Consider the following 17,870-nt stretch of genomic DNA (forward strand, 5'->3'; position numbering starts at 1 on the left):
AAGATGAAGAGAAAGGAACGATACAGGTTATGGGCTGCTGTTGCAGTGCTGTATGCAGTGGTGCTGCCGGTAAGCGGACTGATGGGAATGACAGAGAATCGCCAAAATGCCCGGATGCAAAGCGAATCGGTCAGAGAGGTGGAGCCGGTAAATAAGCAGGGCGCAGTGAAAGAGAATGAAGAAAATCCGACCGGTTCGGAGACTGTTTTTGGAGAACTAAGCCTTACGGCAGAGCAGCTTGACGCGGCAGAGGCGGTTTTTTCTTCCCTTGAAAGCCTGGATCTGGAACAGGCGGCCCGGCTCATGGACAGAGAGCAGGACGTTCTGGCAGGCCTGTTTTATGAGACAATGGGAGGAAAACGGTATCTGTACACACCATCTGGCTTTACTGCTCAGATCGAGGGAGAAGGAATGGTATTTACCATGCCGGGAACGGTATTTTATGGTTATTTTAAAGATGGAAAGCCCAGGGGGGAATGTCTGGCTCTTCAGTTTATCAATGTAGACAGCCCCCGTTACAATTATTCCTATGGAATCTGGAGAAACGGCAGGATGACGGGCTATGGAAGCACAGGATACTGTTATTATGAAAATGTGCCTCAGGGAGAGATGGCTAAAACAGTAAAGCAGGGGAATTTTAAAAATGATTTATTAGAAGGGGAAATTTCCTATGAAACTACTGGTGCAGACGGAACGGTATCCCACTGGTATATGGCGGCATCAGAAGGGGCGACAGTGATCGATACCCGCTGGACCTGGATGGAGGAGGAGAAAGAGTATCAGCTTATGTCTGCCGATGCCCAGAGCCATGGCTACTTCATTAGCGAGGAACAGGCTGGTCAAGTGATGTGGATGAACCTGCTGGGGTGGGAAGTATAAGGGGAAAATAAAGGGACAAAGCCTGAAAATAGCTTTGTCCCGTATATAAACCTAAACCAGCGGCTCATCATCCTCAGTGAGAATGGTTCCCTCTTCATCTTCTGCAAGTTCCACTGAAACTACATCCTCTGTTTCATCATCATCTTCTTCCGAAGAACCCCCATCTTCGGTCTCAGAAGGCTGTTTTTCCGCATAGACTGGTTCGGCATCCAGACGTTCATAGTCATAGAGATCATCATCGTCTACATAATCGTCATCTAGGAAGCCGTCCTCCTCCATGTGTACCTCTTCGGGCTCATCCTCCTTTTCATGCTCCTCCTTCCATTCCTCTTTTTTTGACTTCATGGAATTCAGTGCTATATGTGCGGTGTCCACAGCGGCAGATACAGCCTCATGGGCCGTATCAGAGAACAGGCTTCCTGCGTCCCGGAGCACATTTTTTGTAGCCTGAGCCATATCCTTGGCAGCTACTTTAAATTCGTCTTTGCTGGAGGTAAGAGAAATATAATTGCGGTTTACTTTCGCTGATTCAAAGGTACTGTCTTCAGATCCATCTTTTTTTAATTCACTATCCTCATCTTCTTCAAATTCCCTGAAATCCTTTTCCAGCTCTTTGTGATAGGTCTTATACTGGAGTACATAGGAAACACCGGCTGCCACAGCTCCGGATACGGCGGCTAAAGCGACCAGTTTTCCCCAACCTTTTTTTGCCATATAAATTCCCCTTTCTTTGATAAGTTGTCTGATTATGACTGTTTGCTATTATTGTAATACGAATGGGAAAAAAAATAAACATGAAATCATAAAAAAAATATTAAATTACAGGAAAATCATCCAGAGAAAGAAAATTTTTATCAGAATAAAACGGTTCTGAATTTTAAAGGCGGGATGCCCTCCTGTTTTTTAAAAAAGCTGATAAAACTGGATTCTCCTCCAAAGCCGCATTGGCAGGCGATTTCGTGAACGGGAAGTTCGGTGGTTTTTAAAAGCTCTTTTGCTTTGGAAAGACGAAGAGACAGCAGGTATTCATAGGGCGGAACACCGGTCTGGCGTTTAAACTGTCTGGAAAATTGGGAAGGACTCAGGCTGACTGCCTTTGCCATATGTTCAACCGTTATTTTTTCGGAATAATGTGCCTTCATATAGCGGACCGCTGCAAAGGACAAACTGTTTTCTCCCTCAGAATCCATGGTTTCTTCAAACAGGCCTGTGATCAGTGTATATATCCTGGAGGATAAGCGGCTGATGCTTATGGCTTCTCTGGCTTTTATAAGCTCAAAAAGCTCACAGATATGGGCAGGAATTACAGAAGCTGGGGAAATAATGCAGCCTCTTTTGATCATGAGCTCCTCAAAAAGCTCTTTTGTATTGCTGCCGGAGATATGGAGTCAGTATGTTTCCAGATGATTGTGGGTGCAGTACATGTGAGGTCCAAAGCAGTCTACCAGAGCGATTTCTCCGGCTTTTGCTGTGAGCTCACGTCCCTGATATAAAAAAGAAAAGGTACCGCGGACGATGTAAGCGATTAAAATACTGTCAAAGGAGCTACGGTCTATCCGGTATCCCCTGGTACAGTAAAAATGGCCTGCGCTTAAAGGGTAAAAAAAGAGCCTGGGATTAAAAGCGCCGGAATAGAAAAAAAGCTCGGATGACTGTAAGATACCTTTTTGCATATTCCTCCTACTCTGCCATACAGCAGGATTTTGAAATTATTCGGCGGTATTTCAAAAGAAATTTCCACTGCTTCATTGTATACTAAAACAGAACAGGGGTCAATCAATCAGCCTGTGAATCTTTAAGTCTATATAACAGAGGTGGCAGAGATGAAGTGTATTACAGAATTAAAGGATTGGGATTTTAAAATCCCGGAGCTTGGATTTGAAAAAAGAGTGACGCTTCCTTATACATGGAATGTGGAAAATGAGCGGCCGGTACAGCTTTACAGAGGACCGGCAGAATATACAACAGAAATTGAACTGGATGAAATGCCATGGGACAGGGCAGTGCTGTATTTTGGTTGTGTATTTCATACGGCCAGGGTATTTGTAAACGGAATAGCGGCAGGAGGCCATACAGGCTCTGGATATACGCCCTTTGAGTTGGATATAACTGATTTGGCAGTACGGGGGAAAAACCAGATCTGTGTAGTCGCAGACAACAGTAAAAAAGAGGATATGCTCCCTCATGGACTGGATTATGACTGGGCGGATGACGGAGGGCTGCTCCGGGATGTATGTCTGATCCGGATGGAAAAGGACGATATTATGGAAATGAAAACAGGGTATGCCATTGAATCCATAAGCGGACAGACCTGCAGCGGTTATCTGGAGTTTTATATAAAAGGAACAGCGAAAGAGGCCCTGGTTCAGGTGTCGGAGTACAAAACCGGACACATAGTGCTGTCTGAAACGATCCATACAGACACGCTGGTCCGTATCCCCTTTGAGGGCCTTAAGCTATGGGCGCCGGAACATCCCCAGCCAGAGCCCTTTGAGCACAGCAGAAAATGCCTGTCTCAGTTAAAACAGGCTGGCTGCGTATTTACCCGTTTCCACTGGCAGCAGGACAGAAAGATCCTGGACTGGTGCGATGAAAACGGACTTATGGTTCAGGAGGAGATTCCTTTCTGGGAACAGCCAAAGAAAGCCGGATCAGAGCAGCTTGCGCTGGCAAAGCAGCAGGCCGGGGAAATGGTGCATTATCACGGCAGCCATCCGTCCATTATCTGCTGGGGCGTTGGAAATGAGCTTGGGGGAGAACTTCCGGAAACCATTGCGTATGTAAAGGAGATGTACCGGTATTTTAAAGAACTGGATAGCAGCAGGCTGGTGAATTATGTTTCCAATACGGTTTCCAGAGATGCAAATGTTGATTTGGATGATGCGGCCATGTATGGCGATATTGCCATGTGGAATGAGTATCTGGGTCTCTGGCAGCCCTGTGAGGATGTAGAAGGGGTGCTCCGAAGGACGTATGATAAGTTTGGCGGTATGCCGTCCATGGTTACGGAATTTGGATTGTGTGAGCCAGCTTTTGAAGGGGGCGATGAGAGAAGGGCGCAGATTTTAAGAGAGCGGATCCCGGTATATAAAAGCCTCGAAAAAATGGCAGGCTATGTATGGTTTTCCTTAAATGACTATCGAACTCACTATGGGGAATATGGGGAGGGGAAAATGAAGCAGCGGATCCATGGGTCGACGGATCTGTATGGAAATGAAAAGCCTTCCTATGAGGTGTTCTGCGAAATTGAGTAAAATGGCGTTGTTTTAGTCATATTTGAGTAAGCGGAGCTGTATGATCTAATGATACTTCACAAATATTTTAGAAAATATTAGCACTCAACACTTGTTAGAAAGGTATGACTTTTGTCTTGTGTTATCTGATGCTGTAGAGCCGTATTTACTGGGCTTTGCAGCATTTTTACTTTTTATCTGGGAGTGTCAAAATGTGTCAAAAGAATTTAGAATGGTGTAGAAAATGGTGTAGTAATCGTCACTCTGAATCCCATATTTTTATAAGTACCATGATCTGCCTTATATCCTGCTGAGGAACTATTAGGCGTTGGATATCTGCCAATGGTAGAGCAGCCACCAGGTGTTTCTGCAAGTGCGCTGAGCGGTGAGATTACCGCTAGCGCAAATGCGAGCGTAAATGCTACAAAACGCTTAATCATCCTTTAAGTTCAGGATACTTAGCGCAAAGTGCATCCCAGGTAATAGTGCCATAACCTAGTGCCTCTGCGTCCTCCATTGTTATAAACACTTCCCTACCGGAAGCTGTAGTAACGCGTGTGAGGTTGCTTCCAGGATCAGGCATATCTCCGCCATCGGTGTAGGTAGTATTGAATGAGTTGGCTACAGTGTTAACATCAATTTCAGTAATGCTAGATCTGTACACATGATCACTCCATAAGGTTGTCGACATCTTTAAAGAAGCATCTCCAAGTTTATCGTAGCTAGTGATGTCACTATAGTAATCAGTACCATTCAGAGTTACCTTGTTCCAGCCATGGGCATATCCATAGGCATATCCAGTCTCGTAAGTACAAGGTATACCTGCTACCTGACACAGCGCCATAACACTGCGGGCGTAGTCTTCGCACACACCCTTGCCATCTCGATAAGTGTAATTATCCACAAGTGTAGCGTATGTCTCATCGTATGTAATAGTATCACATACAATCTTAACAACGGCATCAAATTTATCCGTATCGGTAGTCAGTCCAGTAAGCTGCTCTCTATAGCCTTCTGCCCAGACTTCAGTGGCGACTAAAGATTCAGCTAACATCCAGTTTATACCACCATGATCCTTGGGATTGTATGTATTTGGGTCGATATTCCATTTCATCGGTTCCGCAGCATAAGCTGGGATGATTGATGATGATGCGAGCATTACGGATAATGCTGTGATAATGATTCTCTTTTTCATTTGGGTTTCCTCCTTTAATTTTTAGGTAGTAGATTCATCAGAAGAATCCGTTGATTCTTAACCAATTTTGTCTGAACAAAATGAAAATAATTCTGAGGTCAATTTTTCCTGTTTTGTTTTAGATAACAGTATAAAACCAAATAGGCAATTAAATATAATTTCTAAATCTTTTTCAGAAAATTGGCTGAAATAAAATGCAAGCAATAGTAACTCATATTTAATTTCCTTTTTGGAGGTAGAAGGTAATTCGTCTACTATGGCATTATTACATTTGTAAAGCTTATGCTTAAAGGGCTTAATTACACATTCTACAGACTTATAATTTGAGGAATTAACTTTGCTTTTTATAGATGTTGGATCTAAGGAATCAGCTTTGTATTCTACAGGCTCATAATATATATAATAATTTCTTAATTGAACCAATATGTTGAGTGTCGTCCATTTTTTAAAGCGGGATGGAATCGTAGCTGCTTTAAGGTGTTTTGTAATGAGTTTTTCTATATCCTTTTTCATATCAATGTCATCTGAAAACTCAGAAAAAGCCCAATTTAATGCAAGGGTAAATTCAAAGAACACATCGCCTTTATCGTCTTTATTGACATTAGCGTCTTTATCGTTTTTATTGACATTATCGGCAATTTTCTCAAGACAATAATAGGGAAAAGAATAATTGTTTATTGTTTCATTCCCTAGTTCATCAAATTCTTTAAGAAGAAGAGATTTTGCCGATCCTTGGAAAAAACGAAAGAAACTTGTCTCAAATCTCGCTACGCCTTCGCTTAGCTGGTTCACACTCGTTGATATTTTTGAAATTTCTAAGTTGAGAGCCGTATTAGGATGAATGATACCATTTTCATTTAAATCCATTTGGCACTTGGTAAGAGCCTTTAATTCGTATTCACTGAGATCTAAGGCGCTTGCAAGCTTTTCAATAATTGAATTTGATAGGGGGGTCTGCCCATTCTTCCAACGATAGTATGTTGCTTGATGAATTTCTAATTTAGAATAGACATCATCTAGTGTAATATTCCTATTGTTTCTTTCCCTGGTAAAAACTTGAAAAAGGGTATTTGTAAAATCCTGGGAGTAAGTTTCTAACTTTTGTATGTCATGCATGGTTTAAATGTTCCTTTGCCTTTTCATACTTATTTATTCTTATAATATCATAAGGATATTTTATATTCAATTGATATTCACAAGAATTTGGTTCTTTGCAATATAAGTAAAATCCGATTATAGAAATTATGTGGAATTATCAGGAGGGCGCAAGTTCGCTATAATGGACACATAAGTTGATCAGCTTACAGCACATTGAAAATCACATAGCAACAAAAAACACCGTAGAGGCGGCGAAGTGATCGCGATGACCATGAGAGCGCACCAAGCCTCGTTAGGAAATTATAGGAAGGAAGCAATATTATGTATAAAATTTTTGAAGTTAAAGAAGCAATCAAGAATACTTATGAGCGCAGCGGCAAGGCCGGTATGTTCGTGGGCAATGTACAGGTTTACGGCAGCGAACCCTTGAAGGGAAATGTTACCGTAGGCAATCGGCCTGTTTGTAATTTTTATATTGAGGAGACCGGTCTGAGGGTTTATTTCCGTGATTCTGATACGCATATTGGTTATAAGGCGCATCGTTTTCATGATGATAACTTGATCACTGAGATTGCAAAGGCAGCCAAGACCTGCGGAATTATGGAGGATATTGAAGCGATCTTTACGGAATTTATCGAAGACACAAAGGAGGAATCAGTACATTGACACCGAGAGATATTCATATTGCGGATTATCGTTCTATCTCCCCGGATGGGGAAGGCATTGTAACTAATATGAACGAGGCGAGAGATCACAGCACCGGCGAAGCCGGTGCCGTGATCGGATATACTTATGAGGTGGCAATCCCGAGCCGCCGTTTTGAGAAGATTAGGTTGACTGTAAACGGAGCAGCGTTAATTGAGCCGGATTTCTTTAAGAATTCTCCTACAGCTCATGTCAAGATTACAGATGTGAAGGATTTCATCGGCAAGTGGTATCGGCTGAAAGGAGAAACCGAGTATCGTCTGAGCTGTAAGGCAAGCGGGTTCACGGTAGTAAAGGAGGAAAAGCGGGTATAATGGAACGATTCAGAGCTTTTTTGGAAAAGGCCAGCTGTTTCGTGAAAGAGAAGGTTGCGGGGATCAAGGTATCCCCGCCCGCTCTCTCTGAAAAAGAACGGCTGCTGTTAAAGCGTGTGATAGAAGGAGCCATTATTTTCCTGTTGGCGGTGCTGGGCATTAAGATTGCAGTGGAGCTTGTATTGTGGGCATTGGCAAAATTAGTGCATTTTTGGACAGAAAACCAGGAGGCAATTCTTTTTCTGGTGTTGATAATAGCATCCATTGTGGGCACGGTAACAAACTGGCTGTATTCCCATAGGGAGCAGCGGGATGCCAAGCGGAAAGAGACACTTTTGCGAGAGGAACAGAAGGCGTTAGACACCTATGCTTCCCTTCGGGTATTCATGTATGAACTACTGGATGACAGGCTTTGCCGTTTGTTGGAATTTGTAAAGCCGATCACACCCAATCAACTGGAGCCTACAACACCGATCACGGTTGATGGCAGGGCAGGAGTTATTTATTATAACTTCCAGATTTATAAGGAGAAGGTCACGCCGTTCAGCCAGGGTACGGAATATGTAAAAAACCTGCTTGCCTCCTATGTGGCAGAGCGGGTAAGAAGATATGGAATTGAAGGCGTTACCCCTCCGCTGAAAGATGAAATTAGTCAGCCGATTTATGTCGATGCCGTGAAAGACCGAGGCTCTACCGCTGTGATCGTGCTGGCTCTGGACAGCGAGGCCTATCGTCGGCTAAAAGACCGAAATGGAACAGGGACAGGCCCCCATAGCTTGATTGAGCATATTTAAGGGGTGTCAGATGAAGCTTGGATATTGTCTGCCGGATTTTGAACAGTATGGGATTAAACGCCCCATACTGACTGATCTGGTGCGTTGCCCTCATACCTTAATTAGCGGTAAATCCGGGAGCGGAAAATCCCAGACCTTTCTCTGGTATGCGTATCAGATGTTAATGGAAAAGGAAAGCTGGCTGTATTTTTCAGACTTTAAGGGTGGAAAAGAATATGGACAGCTCCGTGGAAATCATGCTTACGCATACGCAGATCAGGCGGTTCAGATGATTTATGATTACTATGAGGTTTATACAAAGTTCAGAAAAGAAGCAAATCCGGCGTGCCCCCATTTAACCCTTGCGGTTGAAGAATGGTCTGTACTATTAAATTATATCGAAAGCAAGGATAAGAAGCAGAAAGCAGACTTAATGGGAAAAGTTGGGGAAATGCTGGCTCTGGGACGGGGAATTGGAAACGGAATCGGAATAGCCCTTATGGTACAGCGTGCGGATAGTAGTAATTTTAGTGCCGGAAGCCGTGAGCAGTTCCAGAATATCGTTTCTTTTGGCCGGTGCAGCAAGGAACAGAAGCAGATGCTGTTTCCAGATTATGAAACAGAGAAGATGCGAAATTTCAGTGCTGGGCAGGGAATTGCCCTGGTTGATGGGCAGGGAGAGGCAGAGGAAATCATTGTACCATGGATACCAGAACAGGACAGGCTTCTTGAACGAATCCAGGAGAAATTGAAAGAACAGCCCAAGCTGAGCCAGCTGAAAGAACTGTAAGGGGAGGCGCAACCGGTGCGAAGCACAAGGCGGAGACTCCCCGCTGCGGGCAGCAGCGCTGCCCGGGAGGTTATGAGGTAGTATTACCTCATAACCTCCGTCAAATGTGTCAAAGGTCTAAAAAAGCAAGGAAATAAGTGGGTTTCCTAAGACAGATCAAAAATGTGCAATCAGTGCCATTTGCAAACAGGAGATAACCTTTTATGGAAAAACATACAACAAAAGACATGAAAAAAGATACAAGAAGCAGAAAATATCAGCTTACCTGGAACAATCCCCAGGATAGGGGAGAAACCCATGATAAACTGAAAGAAATTTTAATGAAAAAATGGGGAGACAGCGTTGTGTATTATTGCTTATCAGACGAGATAGGGGAGACTGGAACACCTCACACGCATATGTTTGTTTGCTATCAGAATGCAGTTCGGTTCAGCAGCATCAAAGATTCCTACCCCTCAGCCCATATTGAGGTGGCTAAGGGCAGCCCGGAAAGTAACCGTGCCTATATCCGTAAAGATGGTAAGTGGGCGGAAACGGCCAAGGCGGAGACTGTAGTAGAGGGAACCTTTGAAGAATATGGCTTTATCCCGAAGGAGGGACAGGGGCGCAGAAATGATCTGAACCAGCTGTATGAGCAGATCAAGGCAGGATATACGAATGCGGAACTGCTTGAAAATGACCCGGATAATATGCTGCGCTTATCCTATATTGACCGGACAAGAAACGAGCTTTTGATAGAAAAATATAAGGGAACAAGACGGCTTGATCTACAGTGCATCTATGTGTTTGGGGAGACCGAATGTGGAAAAACCAAGACGATCTTAGATGAGCATGGAGATGAGAATGTATGTCGGGTTACGGATTATAAGCATCCGTTTGATCACTATGCGATGGAGGATGTTCTTGTATTCGATGAATTTCGCTCCGATCTGCCCATAGGCGCAATGTTGGATTACATGGATATTTATCCGTTGCAGCTCCCGGCCCGGTATAACAATAAGACGGCCTGTTACCATTATGTATACCTGGTATCTAACTGGAAGCTGGAAGATCAGTACCATGATGAGCAGCTAGAACATAAAAGTTCCTGGGCGGCATTTTTACGCCGGATTAAAAAAGTGCGGGAGTATACCGGGCGTGATGCGTATGTAGAATATAGCAAGGAAGAATACTTTAACCGTTTTCAGCCAGTAAAAGAGCAGGATGGGAACCCATTCCTTAATGACAAATAAGCATTGATTTTAGAGACAGCTGCTATTGTAAGCAAGTGATCAGTAATAGATGCTTGCTCCGTTTGAAGAAAAAATAACCTAAATATTGAAAATAATGTATACTTAGCAGTCTGATCTTAAATGGAGGAATAGAGTTTGAGACAGACAAAAGAACGATATGCGGAGCAGAAGGTAGCGGTAGATATTGAAGGGCTTTCCGCACTTCTTTCCTGTGGGCAGTCCACAGCGAAGAAGATCGCAGAGGATGCGGGGGCTAAGATTTGTATAGGCCGCAGGGTTTTATATTCGGTAGACCGCATCCGGCGCTATGTAGATTTAATTGCTGAGTAAATAATTACATACAGAGACAGGATAACCGGCGGCGGATGGCTGCCGGTTTTCTTAAATTTTATTAAGAAGAAGCGAAAGATTTCTGAGGCTGCTCCCTTTTTGGCTGTGGGTATGCTATACTGTATCATACAAGGCAAAAGTCATTCCTACGAAACAAGGAGGGAGAGTGTGCGGGAAGGAATGATAATATGACAAGAAAAGATAGCAGAGGAAGAAATTTAAAGATAGGAGAATCCCAGAGAAAAGACGGTTTGTATATGTACCGCTATACGGATGAAAAGACAGGGAAGCGAATTGCGGTTTATGATGCAGATCTTGCCGGACTTAGGGAAAAGGAACGGATAATTGCCAGGGAAATGGATGACGGTATCATGACAGACCGGGCTGTAAAAAAACTCACGGTCAACGGCTTGTTTGAGCGTTATCTGGAAGCACGGAAGCTGGCAGAGCAGACACGGAAAAATTATGTATCTATGTGGAATAACCGTGTGAAAGACGAGATCGGCCAGATGAAGGTGGTACAGGTCAGACCGTCTCACATCCGTTTGTTTTATGCCAAGCTAACAGCAGAAGGGTATTCCCGAAACACGATTAAGCTATTGCATACACTTCTTTATCCCAGCTTTGAAATGGCAATAGAGGACGATATTATCCGTAAAAATCCGGCTAAGAATGCTTTGGGAGATAATGGAAGGGCACCCAAGGTAAAGGAAGCACTTACCATGCCTCAACAAAAACGGCTGTTAGCGTTTGTAGAACAGAGCGAGATTTATAAGGTATATCTTCCCATGTTGCAGATCATGATAGGAACCGGCTTTCGCTGCGGGGAACTGATCGGCCTGACCTGGGATAATGTAGACATGAAAAACAGGAGCATATTGATTGAAAATCAGCTGATTTACAAGGATTTTGGGGACGGTTATCGGCTGCATATAGTATCGCCTAAGACAGATGCAGGGGTTCGTACGATCCCTATGAGCGAGGTTGTTTATAAGGCATTTGAAAAGCAGAAACGGCTTAACTTCATGCAGGGGATTCCCAGAACTGTGGAGATTGACGGATGTACGAACTTTATTTTTATGAGTAAAAATGGCAGACCGCTTATGCCAAGTGCCCTCAATAATGTGTTATTAAATATAAAGAACGCATATAATAAGCAGGAAGTAGAAGCGGCTAGAAAGGAGAAGCGGGAAGCAGAGCTGATGCCGGCGATCTCTGCTCATACCATGCGGCACACAAGCTGTACCAGGATGATTGAGAGTGGGATGGACTTGAAGGTGGTTCAGTACATCATGGGACATTCTAATGTTTCCATAACCTTGGATGTGTATAGTCACATAACGGAGTGGGCAAGAATTGAAAGTGAGATCACAAAAATCAATATGGTGCAGGTGGTATAATCGTGTTGAAATTGGTGTAGTAGTGGTGTAGTAAGCCCTAAAAAGAAAAATTGAAGAAGAAACAAGAGGCCGTGAAGTACGCAAAATAAAGGAATTTTGAAGCTTCACAAATTTTTTACAAATAAATTAGCACTCAACTCTTGACAGTGCTAATAAGCAGTGGTATAACTTACATTGTGAACAAAAGAAGCAGGAAACAGCAAAAGCTGAGAGAAAATAATGAATGATCACAAGGAGGAATCCAGATATGAAGTTAGTACCATTATTTGACAAGGTCGTATTAAAGCAGTTAGTTGCAGAGGAGACTACCAAGTCCGGCATCGTTCTTCCGGGAGCAGCAAAGGAGAAGCCCCAGCAGGCAGAGGTAATCGCAGTTGGACCAGGCGGTGTGGTTGACGGCAAGGAAGTGGTTATGCAGGTAAAGGCCGGCGACACTGTAATCTATTCCAAGTATTCAGGAACAGAGGTAGAGCTGGATGACGAGAAGTATGTGATCGTTAAGCAGAGCGACATTCTGGCAGTAGTAGAGTAATCATTAAAAATACGGACTTATTTATAAATTTGGAGGTTGATTGACATGGCAAAGCAGATTAAATATGGCGTAGATGCCCGCAAGGCACTGGAAGCAGGCGTAAATCAGTTAGCAGATACCGTTCGCGTAACCTTAGGCCCTAAGGGACGCAACGTAGTTCTTGACAAGTCCTTTGGCGCACCGCTGATCACAAATGACGGTGTTACTATTGCAAAGGAAATCGAGCTTGCAGATCCATTTGAGAACATGGGCGCACAGCTGATCAAGGAAGTTGCTTCCAAGACAAATGACGTAGCAGGCGATGGTACTACCACAGCAACCGTTCTGGCACAGGCTATGGTAAATGAAGGCATGAAGAACCTGGCAGCAGGCGCTAACCCGATCATCTTAAGAAAGGGTATGAAGAAGGCCACAGACGCAGCTGTTGAGGCGATCAAGGCTATGAGCAAGCCTGTAGGCGGCAAGGCTCAGATCGCAAGAGTAGCAGCTATCTCTGCATCGGATGATGAGGTAGGTACAATGGTAGCTGACGCCATGGAGAAGGTTTCCAAGGACGGTGTTATCACCATCGAGGAATCCAAGACCATGAAGACAGAGCTGGATCTGGTAGAAGGTATGCAGTTTGACAGAGGCTACCTGTCCGCATATATGTGCACCGATATGGATAAGATGGAAGCAAATCTGGATGATCCATACGTTCTGATCACTGATAAGAAGATTTCCAATATCCAGGATCTGCTGCCTCTGTTAGAGCAGATCGTAAAGATGGGCGCAAGACTGCTGATCATCGCTGAGGATGTTGAGGGAGAGGCATTAACAACTCTGATCGTAAATAAGTTAAGAGGTACCTTCAATGTAGTTGCTGTCAAGGCTCCGGGCTACGGCGACAGAAGAAAAGAGATGCTTCAGGATATCGCAATCCTGACCGGCGGTACCGTTATTTCCGAAGAGGTTGGTCTGGATCTGAAGGATGCTACCTTAGATCAGTTAGGCCGTGCAAAATCTGTTAAGGTACAGAAGGAAAACACCATCATCGTTGATGGTGAGGGCGATAAGGAAGCGATTGCAGCAAGAGTGGCTCAGATCCGCAAGCAGATCGGTGAGACTACCTCTGAGTTCGATAAGGAGAAGCTGCAGGAGCGTCTGGCTAAGCTGGCAGGCGGCGTAGCTGTTATCCGTGTAGGCGCTGCTACCGAAACAGAGATGAAGGAAGCCAAGCTGCGTATGGAGGATGCATTAAATGCAACCCGTGCGGCAGTTGAGGAAGGCATCATCGCAGGCGGCGGTTCTGCATACGCACATGCTACCGTAGATGTTCAGAAGGTAGTAGACGGTCTGGAAGGTGATGAGAAGACAGGCGCTAAGATCATCTTAAAGGCTCTGGAGGCTCCTCTGTTCCACATCGTTTCCAACGCAGGTCTGGAAGGCGCTGTTGTTGTAAATAAGGTAAAAGAGTCTGAGGTTGGATGCGGTTTTGACGCATACAATGAGAAATTTGTAGATATGATCGAGGCTGGTATCCTGGATCCTGTAAAGGTTACAAGAAGCGCTCTGCAGAACGCTACCAGCGTTGCATCTACTCTGCTTACAACAGAGTCTGTTGTAGCAGCGATCAAGGAGCCGGCTCCCGCAGCTCCTGCAGCACCTGACATGGGCGGAATGTACTAATTTCCCTGCCAAAACTGGTAAAATATAAAACTACGGATTCCCTCTGGATCTGGAATTTATTCTCAGAACCAGGGGGATTTTTGCATAAATGAGGGTTTTTGAGAAAAGAAACGGGTACAGCCTTAATGAAAATGTAATACTTCTGTGCTTTTTTGTAAAAGAAAACTGTGATATACTGGAAAAATACATTGGATAGAAAACGAGGTACTTGATATATGAAACCATACAGATGGAAGCGGGTTCTTGGTATATGTACAGCTGCGGTCCTGGGGCTGTCTTTTCCGGCTTATGCGGTAACGATTACGCCTTTAAATCCGGGAACAGGACAAAGCTCTTCCTCAGAGCCTTCTGGAACGGGAGCACCTGCATCACAGGAAAATACAGAACGTTTAAATATTGCCCAGCCGGTTGTGTCCTCTGAGGGGGCGGTGCTCATGGACGGGGCTTCGGGAAAGGTGCTGTTTTCCAAAAATGGAGACACCCGCTATTATCCGGCCAGTATTACAAAGCTGATGACGGCTCTCTTAGTGGCAGAAAACTGCAGCCTGGATGATACGGTGACATTTTCAGCATCAGCTACTACAAATCTGGAATCAGGAGCTGTTTCCATCGGTATGGTGGAGGGCGATACCATGACGGTCCGCCAGTGTCTGTATGCCCTGCTTTTAAAGTCTGCTAACGAAGTAGGAAATGCGCTGGCAGAACACGTTTCAGGCAGTGTTCAGGCATTTGCAGACAGGATGAACGAGAAGGCGGTTAAACTTGGCTGTACCAACACCCATTTTACGAATCCCCATGGATTAAATGATCCGGAGCATTATACCACGCCAAAGGACATGGCGCTGATCGCCAGAGCTGCTTTTCAGAATGAGGTGGTAAGGACAGTAGCGTCCACCAGGACATACAGTCTTCCGGCTACGAAAAAGAATCCTTCCGGGCTTACGGTCACAATGGGACATAAGATGTTAAATCCCAATGATTCCCGTTATTATGAGGGGATAATCGGGGGGAAGACGGGTTATACCTCCAAGGCAGGAAATACACTGGTAACGGCGGCAGAACGGAATGGAGTCCGCATGATCGCGGTAGTGATGAAGAGCCGTTCCACCCACTATGTGGATACAAAGGCCATGCTGGACTATGGATTTGAGCTGGCAAAGGCAGGAGCGCTTGAAACAAACCAGACTGGGGGACAGAATGCAGGTTCTTCCCAGACAGGAGCGGGAAGCGACGGTCCCGGAGCTGGTGCCGGCCCATCGGGAGCAGCCGGTGCTCCCGAAAGTACAGGAGCATCAGGAGTAACGGTTGTACCGGGAAATACGGGTGCTCCCCAGAACCCGGGAAGCACGGGTGTTCCGGTCACAGGTACAGAGGGCGGACCTGGTGTTTCTTCTCAGCACGGCTGGGCAAAGACGGAAAAAGGCTGGAATTTTGTCAAGGATAACGGAGCAAAAGCCAGTGGGGAATGGGTTTCTGATGCAGAAGGAACCTATTGGATCGATGAAGATACATTTATGGCAAAAGGCTGGCGCCAGATTGATGGAAAGTGGTACTATCTGCGTTCCAACGGTGCTATGGCAAAAAACTACTGGGAAGAAAGCCAGGATGGAGTTTGGTACTATCTGGGAGCAGACGGTGTGATGATGACAAATGCCACAACCCCGGACGGATACCGGGTAGGAGCGGACGGAGCCTGGATCCGGTAGGGGATATTTCTGTATACAGGATGATCAACTGGCAATCGATTATAAAAATGCGGCAGACTGTTTGTGTGGGTCTGCCGCATTCTTCATGCAGTGTGCCTGATGGCATGCTGTTTTATTATTTTACGATAACTGCCTGATCAGTTACTTCTACGGTCTTTCCATCCGCCAGTCCAACGGTCTTTACAGAAGCAAAGCTGCCATTGATCTGATCGGCAGTCAGAACGGTCATGCCGGAAGCTGGCTGGGAATAATTGGTGAAATCAAGGATCAGGTCGCCGCCTGCATTTACAATTCCGCCTACTGCGAGCATATCTTCAGGACCGCTGATCTTTAAGGTTAAATCACCCTCAGCGCCCTGTGTAAAGTCGCCGGAGATATTAAGCGCGCCGTTTACATTTTCTGTAATGGCTGCATGGTTGTCTACAGAGCTGTATCCGAAGGCGTAAGGAGAAGCTGCGGTGAGCGTTCCTCCGTTTACATGGACGCCGCCGGTATAGCTGTTATTTCCCCACAGTTCCAGAGTGCCGGAGCCGTTTTTCGTAAGGCTTCCTTCTCCGTCGATGTCATTTTTCCACTGGTCAAAGGCATCAAAGCCGCCCTTGGAACCGTCCATGGTTACGGTTACGTCTGTATCAAAGGAGCCGTAGCCGTCGCCTGCTTCATAGAGGTTTAAGCGTCCCCAGCCCTCGGCGTCATCCAGAAATACATAGCCGGAGGGGAGGCCTGTGGAATACAGAACCCATCTGCGCTGGTCTGCATTCAGATAAGGGAATCTTGTTTCCAGAAGAACTTCTGCTCCCTTTGGAACACGCATAGGCTGTGTGGGATCACCGGTCTGAGGCATATTGTAGGTCATGCGTTCATTGTATCGGATGGCGTTTAATTCTTCATCATCATAGTAGGTTACTTCCTTGGCAGAAGGATTCTTAAGAAGGATTTCTTCTGCTTCTTTGCGTGCGTCTGCCTTTAACTGGGCATTGTCCGGATCATTTAAGGCTGCGGCTGCCAGGGCCATTGCCATGGTGCGTCCGCCCATTACGTCCATAGGGGAGTGCATGCCTGCGATGATGCGGTAATTCCCGATCTCAGAGGCGTTGGTGAGACACTCTTTAAACTGTTCCGGAATTGCATACGCCAGAGAAAGGGATGCCAGATAACCGGCGTTTGTATGACCGCTTGGAAAACCGCCGTCCTCCATGGGATTTGAGGATACACAGGGCTTTAAAGCCGGTACGAGGGATACGTCGCTGCTCCAGCGGAAGGGGCGCATGTACTGAAAATAAACCTTGGCAGGATTGCCGCTGGCATGAGGGCCGCGGACTGTATTTACAAGCTCTACCATGCTGCCGAGAGAGGAGGTTTCATCGGCCCAGGCTCCATTTTCATTGCCCTTATCACTGTATTTTTTCGTTTCTGCATCAGCAGGGATGGCATCCGGCAGAGAGGTTTTCGCATTTGCCAGGTTTTTAAACGCGTTTTCATAGGAACCCAGTCCGTCCAGTGCGGACCAGTTCTGGTTCTGGCGGTCGGTGAGATAAGCCTGAACTTCCTGCTCCAGCGTGCGGTTCTGGGTCATGGTAATGCAGGTAAAGATATTCTGGTCCAGAAGACGCTTTCCGTCCTCGCCAAGCTTGGTTCCGTTATCCCAGCTGGATCCTGGCTCCCAGATGTTTAAGAAGGGGGAGAGAACCCCTACGACTGCATTAGACTCAGGGGACTGGTTTTCCATGGCATTTGTCTTGTAGGTATCTACAAAGTAGCCATGGGGACCCGGAACTGGTTCGATGGCAGCTGGATCAGTGGCAGCCATAACTGGTGTGGCAGTCATTGCCAGCGCTGCTCCAAGAGCACCTGCCTGCTTGATGAATTTTGAACGTTTCATAGAAAAAAAATCCTCCTCGCGAATCAATTTTAAATTCATCATAACAAAGAAAAACAGACAAAGACTACTCATATTTTGCGTGTTTTGAGAAGGGGAATATGCATTTTATGCGTTTTGGTAATGCCGGGGTAAA

General features: G+C 45.4%; 18 protein-coding genes. 12 read left to right on the forward strand and 6 right to left on the reverse strand.

The annotated features are described in order from the left end of the window. The first annotated feature begins 3 nt into the window (after positions 1-3). The gene (locus tag BN3656_RS08490) at positions 4-879 is read left to right on the forward strand and encodes a hypothetical protein (RefSeq protein WP_066546574.1); all 876 of its coding nucleotides are present in this window, start codon (positions 4-6) and stop codon (positions 877-879) included. Positions 880-930: 51 nt separating this feature from the next. Here the strand turns inward: BN3656_RS08490 and BN3656_RS08495 are convergent, their stop codons facing one another. From BN3656_RS08495 to BN3656_RS08505, 3 genes are all read right to left on the reverse strand, one after another. Further along, positions 931-1,593: a hypothetical protein gene (locus BN3656_RS08495; protein ID WP_066546580.1), complete on the reverse strand. Its 663-nt coding sequence runs from the start codon at positions 1,591-1,593 to the stop codon at positions 931-933. 140 nt (positions 1,594-1,733) lie between these two features. Further along, a complete protein-coding gene (locus tag BN3656_RS08500) occupies positions 1,734-2,222 on the reverse strand; it encodes an AraC family transcriptional regulator (protein ID WP_066546583.1) in 489 nt (162 codons plus the stop codon). Between the two features lie 45 nt (positions 2,223-2,267). Next, the gene (locus BN3656_RS08505; RefSeq protein ID WP_066546594.1) at positions 2,268-2,552 is read right to left on the reverse strand and encodes an AraC family ligand binding domain-containing protein; all 285 of its coding nucleotides are present in this window, start codon (positions 2,550-2,552) and stop codon (positions 2,268-2,270) included. Between the two features lie 150 nt (positions 2,553-2,702). On the opposite strand from BN3656_RS08505, the gene BN3656_RS08510 reads away from it, so the two are divergent. Continuing rightward, entirely contained in the window at positions 2,703-4,133 is a 1,431-nt protein-coding gene (locus BN3656_RS08510) for a glycoside hydrolase family 2 TIM barrel-domain containing protein (protein ID WP_066546596.1), read from the forward strand. A gap of 415 nt (positions 4,134-4,548) precedes the next feature. Here BN3656_RS08510 and BN3656_RS08515 read toward each other — a convergent pair whose 3' ends face one another. Then, on the reverse strand, positions 4,549-5,307 hold the full coding sequence (locus tag BN3656_RS08515) for a transglutaminase-like domain-containing protein (RefSeq protein ID WP_066546599.1): 759 nt from the start codon (positions 5,305-5,307) through the stop codon (positions 4,549-4,551). Between the two features lie 57 nt (positions 5,308-5,364). Beyond that, positions 5,365-6,423, reverse strand: coding sequence for a helix-turn-helix transcriptional regulator (locus tag BN3656_RS08520; protein ID WP_066546607.1), 1,059 nt, complete (start codon positions 6,421-6,423; stop codon positions 5,365-5,367). 303 nt (positions 6,424-6,726) lie between these two features. Here BN3656_RS08520 and BN3656_RS08525 point away from each other — a divergent pair, with 303 nt between their 5' ends. The 10 genes from BN3656_RS08525 (at position 6,727) to BN3656_RS08570 (ending at position 15,855) form a co-directional block, all read left to right on the forward strand. Next, entirely contained in the window at positions 6,727-7,071 is a 345-nt protein-coding gene (locus BN3656_RS08525) for a hypothetical protein (RefSeq protein ID WP_066546612.1), read from the forward strand. After that, positions 7,068-7,424 (forward strand): hypothetical protein, encoded by a 357-nt coding sequence (locus BN3656_RS08530; RefSeq protein WP_066546615.1) that lies wholly within the window; start codon positions 7,068-7,070, stop codon positions 7,422-7,424. The genes BN3656_RS08525 and BN3656_RS08530 overlap by 4 nt, the downstream gene beginning before the upstream one ends. Beyond that, on the forward strand, positions 7,424-8,218 hold the full coding sequence (locus BN3656_RS08535; RefSeq protein WP_066546618.1) for a hypothetical protein: 795 nt from the start codon (positions 7,424-7,426) through the stop codon (positions 8,216-8,218). The genes BN3656_RS08530 and BN3656_RS08535 overlap by 1 nt, the downstream gene beginning before the upstream one ends. 10 nt (positions 8,219-8,228) lie before the next feature. Then, complete coding sequence (locus BN3656_RS08540; protein WP_096807414.1) at positions 8,229-8,987, forward strand: hypothetical protein; 759 nt, start codon at positions 8,229-8,231, stop codon at positions 8,985-8,987. A 203-nt stretch (positions 8,988-9,190) separates the two neighbouring features. Next, positions 9,191-10,219, forward strand: coding sequence for a hypothetical protein (locus BN3656_RS08545; protein WP_207653715.1), 1,029 nt, complete (start codon positions 9,191-9,193; stop codon positions 10,217-10,219). 135 nt (positions 10,220-10,354) lie between these two features. Continuing rightward, a complete protein-coding gene (locus tag BN3656_RS08550) occupies positions 10,355-10,549 on the forward strand; it encodes a hypothetical protein (RefSeq protein ID WP_066546621.1) in 195 nt (64 codons plus the stop codon). Positions 10,550-10,737: 188 nt separating this feature from the next. Beyond that, complete coding sequence (locus BN3656_RS08555) at positions 10,738-11,949, forward strand: tyrosine-type recombinase/integrase (protein WP_066546624.1); 1,212 nt, start codon at positions 10,738-10,740, stop codon at positions 11,947-11,949. Positions 11,950-12,196: 247 nt separating this feature from the next. Then, positions 12,197-12,481 carry a co-chaperone GroES gene (locus BN3656_RS08560; protein WP_066546627.1) on the forward strand — a complete coding sequence of 95 codons (285 nt, stop codon included), beginning with the start codon at positions 12,197-12,199 and terminating at the stop codon, positions 12,479-12,481. Positions 12,482-12,526: 45 nt separating this feature from the next. Next, positions 12,527-14,149 carry a chaperonin GroEL gene (gene groL, locus BN3656_RS08565; RefSeq protein ID WP_066546631.1) on the forward strand — a complete coding sequence of 541 codons (1,623 nt, stop codon included), beginning with the start codon at positions 12,527-12,529 and terminating at the stop codon, positions 14,147-14,149. 215 nt (positions 14,150-14,364) lie between these two features. Then, positions 14,365-15,855, forward strand: a complete 1,491-nt coding sequence (locus BN3656_RS08570) for a D-alanyl-D-alanine carboxypeptidase family protein (RefSeq protein ID WP_066546642.1) — start codon at positions 14,365-14,367, stop codon at positions 15,853-15,855. Between the two features lie 115 nt (positions 15,856-15,970). On the opposite strand, the gene BN3656_RS08575 is transcribed toward BN3656_RS08570, so the two are convergent. Further along, complete coding sequence (locus BN3656_RS08575; protein ID WP_066546650.1) at positions 15,971-17,737, reverse strand: phosphatase PAP2 family protein; 1,767 nt, start codon at positions 17,735-17,737, stop codon at positions 15,971-15,973. Positions 17,738-17,870 lie beyond the last annotated feature (133 nt).

Origin of the sequence: Clostridium sp. AT4 (assembly GCF_001517625.2) — a bacterium.
Classification (GTDB): Bacteria; Bacillota; Clostridia; order Lachnospirales; family Lachnospiraceae; genus Enterocloster.

Bases quoted from the DNA above. Each gene is read 5' to 3' on its own strand.
- groL (WP_066546631.1), top strand. From the start codon at position 12,527: ATGGCAAAGCAGATTAAATATGGCGTAGATGCCCGCAAGGCACTGGAA.
- BN3656_RS08570 (WP_066546642.1), top strand. From the start codon at position 14,365: ATGAAACCATACAGATGGAAGCGGGTTCTTGGTATATGTACAGCTGCG.
- BN3656_RS08535 (WP_066546618.1), top strand. From the start codon at position 7,424: ATGGAACGATTCAGAGCTTTTTTGGAAAAGGCCAGCTGTTTCGTGAAA.
- BN3656_RS08540 (WP_096807414.1), top strand. From the start codon at position 8,229: ATGAAGCTTGGATATTGTCTGCCGGATTTTGAACAGTATGGGATTAAA.
- BN3656_RS08490 (WP_066546574.1), top strand. From the start codon at position 4: ATGAAGAGAAAGGAACGATACAGGTTATGGGCTGCTGTTGCAGTGCTG.
- BN3656_RS08510 (WP_066546596.1), top strand. From the start codon at position 2,703: ATGAAGTGTATTACAGAATTAAAGGATTGGGATTTTAAAATCCCGGAG.
- BN3656_RS08500 (WP_066546583.1), bottom strand. From the start codon at position 2,222: ATGATCAAAAGAGGCTGCATTATTTCCCCAGCTTCTGTAATTCCTGCC.
- BN3656_RS08520 (WP_066546607.1), bottom strand. From the start codon at position 6,423: ATGCATGACATACAAAAGTTAGAAACTTACTCCCAGGATTTTACAAAT.
- BN3656_RS08495 (WP_066546580.1), bottom strand. From the start codon at position 1,593: ATGGCAAAAAAAGGTTGGGGAAAACTGGTCGCTTTAGCCGCCGTATCC.
- BN3656_RS08575 (WP_066546650.1), bottom strand. From the start codon at position 17,737: ATGAAACGTTCAAAATTCATCAAGCAGGCAGGTGCTCTTGGAGCAGCG.
- BN3656_RS08545 (WP_207653715.1), top strand. From the start codon at position 9,191: ATGGAAAAACATACAACAAAAGACATGAAAAAAGATACAAGAAGCAGA.
- BN3656_RS08555 (WP_066546624.1), top strand. From the start codon at position 10,738: ATGACAAGAAAAGATAGCAGAGGAAGAAATTTAAAGATAGGAGAATCC.
- BN3656_RS08505 (WP_066546594.1), bottom strand. From the start codon at position 2,552: ATGCAAAAAGGTATCTTACAGTCATCCGAGCTTTTTTTCTATTCCGGC.
- BN3656_RS08560 (WP_066546627.1), top strand. From the start codon at position 12,197: ATGAAGTTAGTACCATTATTTGACAAGGTCGTATTAAAGCAGTTAGTT.
- BN3656_RS08525 (WP_066546612.1), top strand. From the start codon at position 6,727: ATGTATAAAATTTTTGAAGTTAAAGAAGCAATCAAGAATACTTATGAG.
- BN3656_RS08515 (WP_066546599.1), bottom strand. From the start codon at position 5,307: ATGAAAAAGAGAATCATTATCACAGCATTATCCGTAATGCTCGCATCA.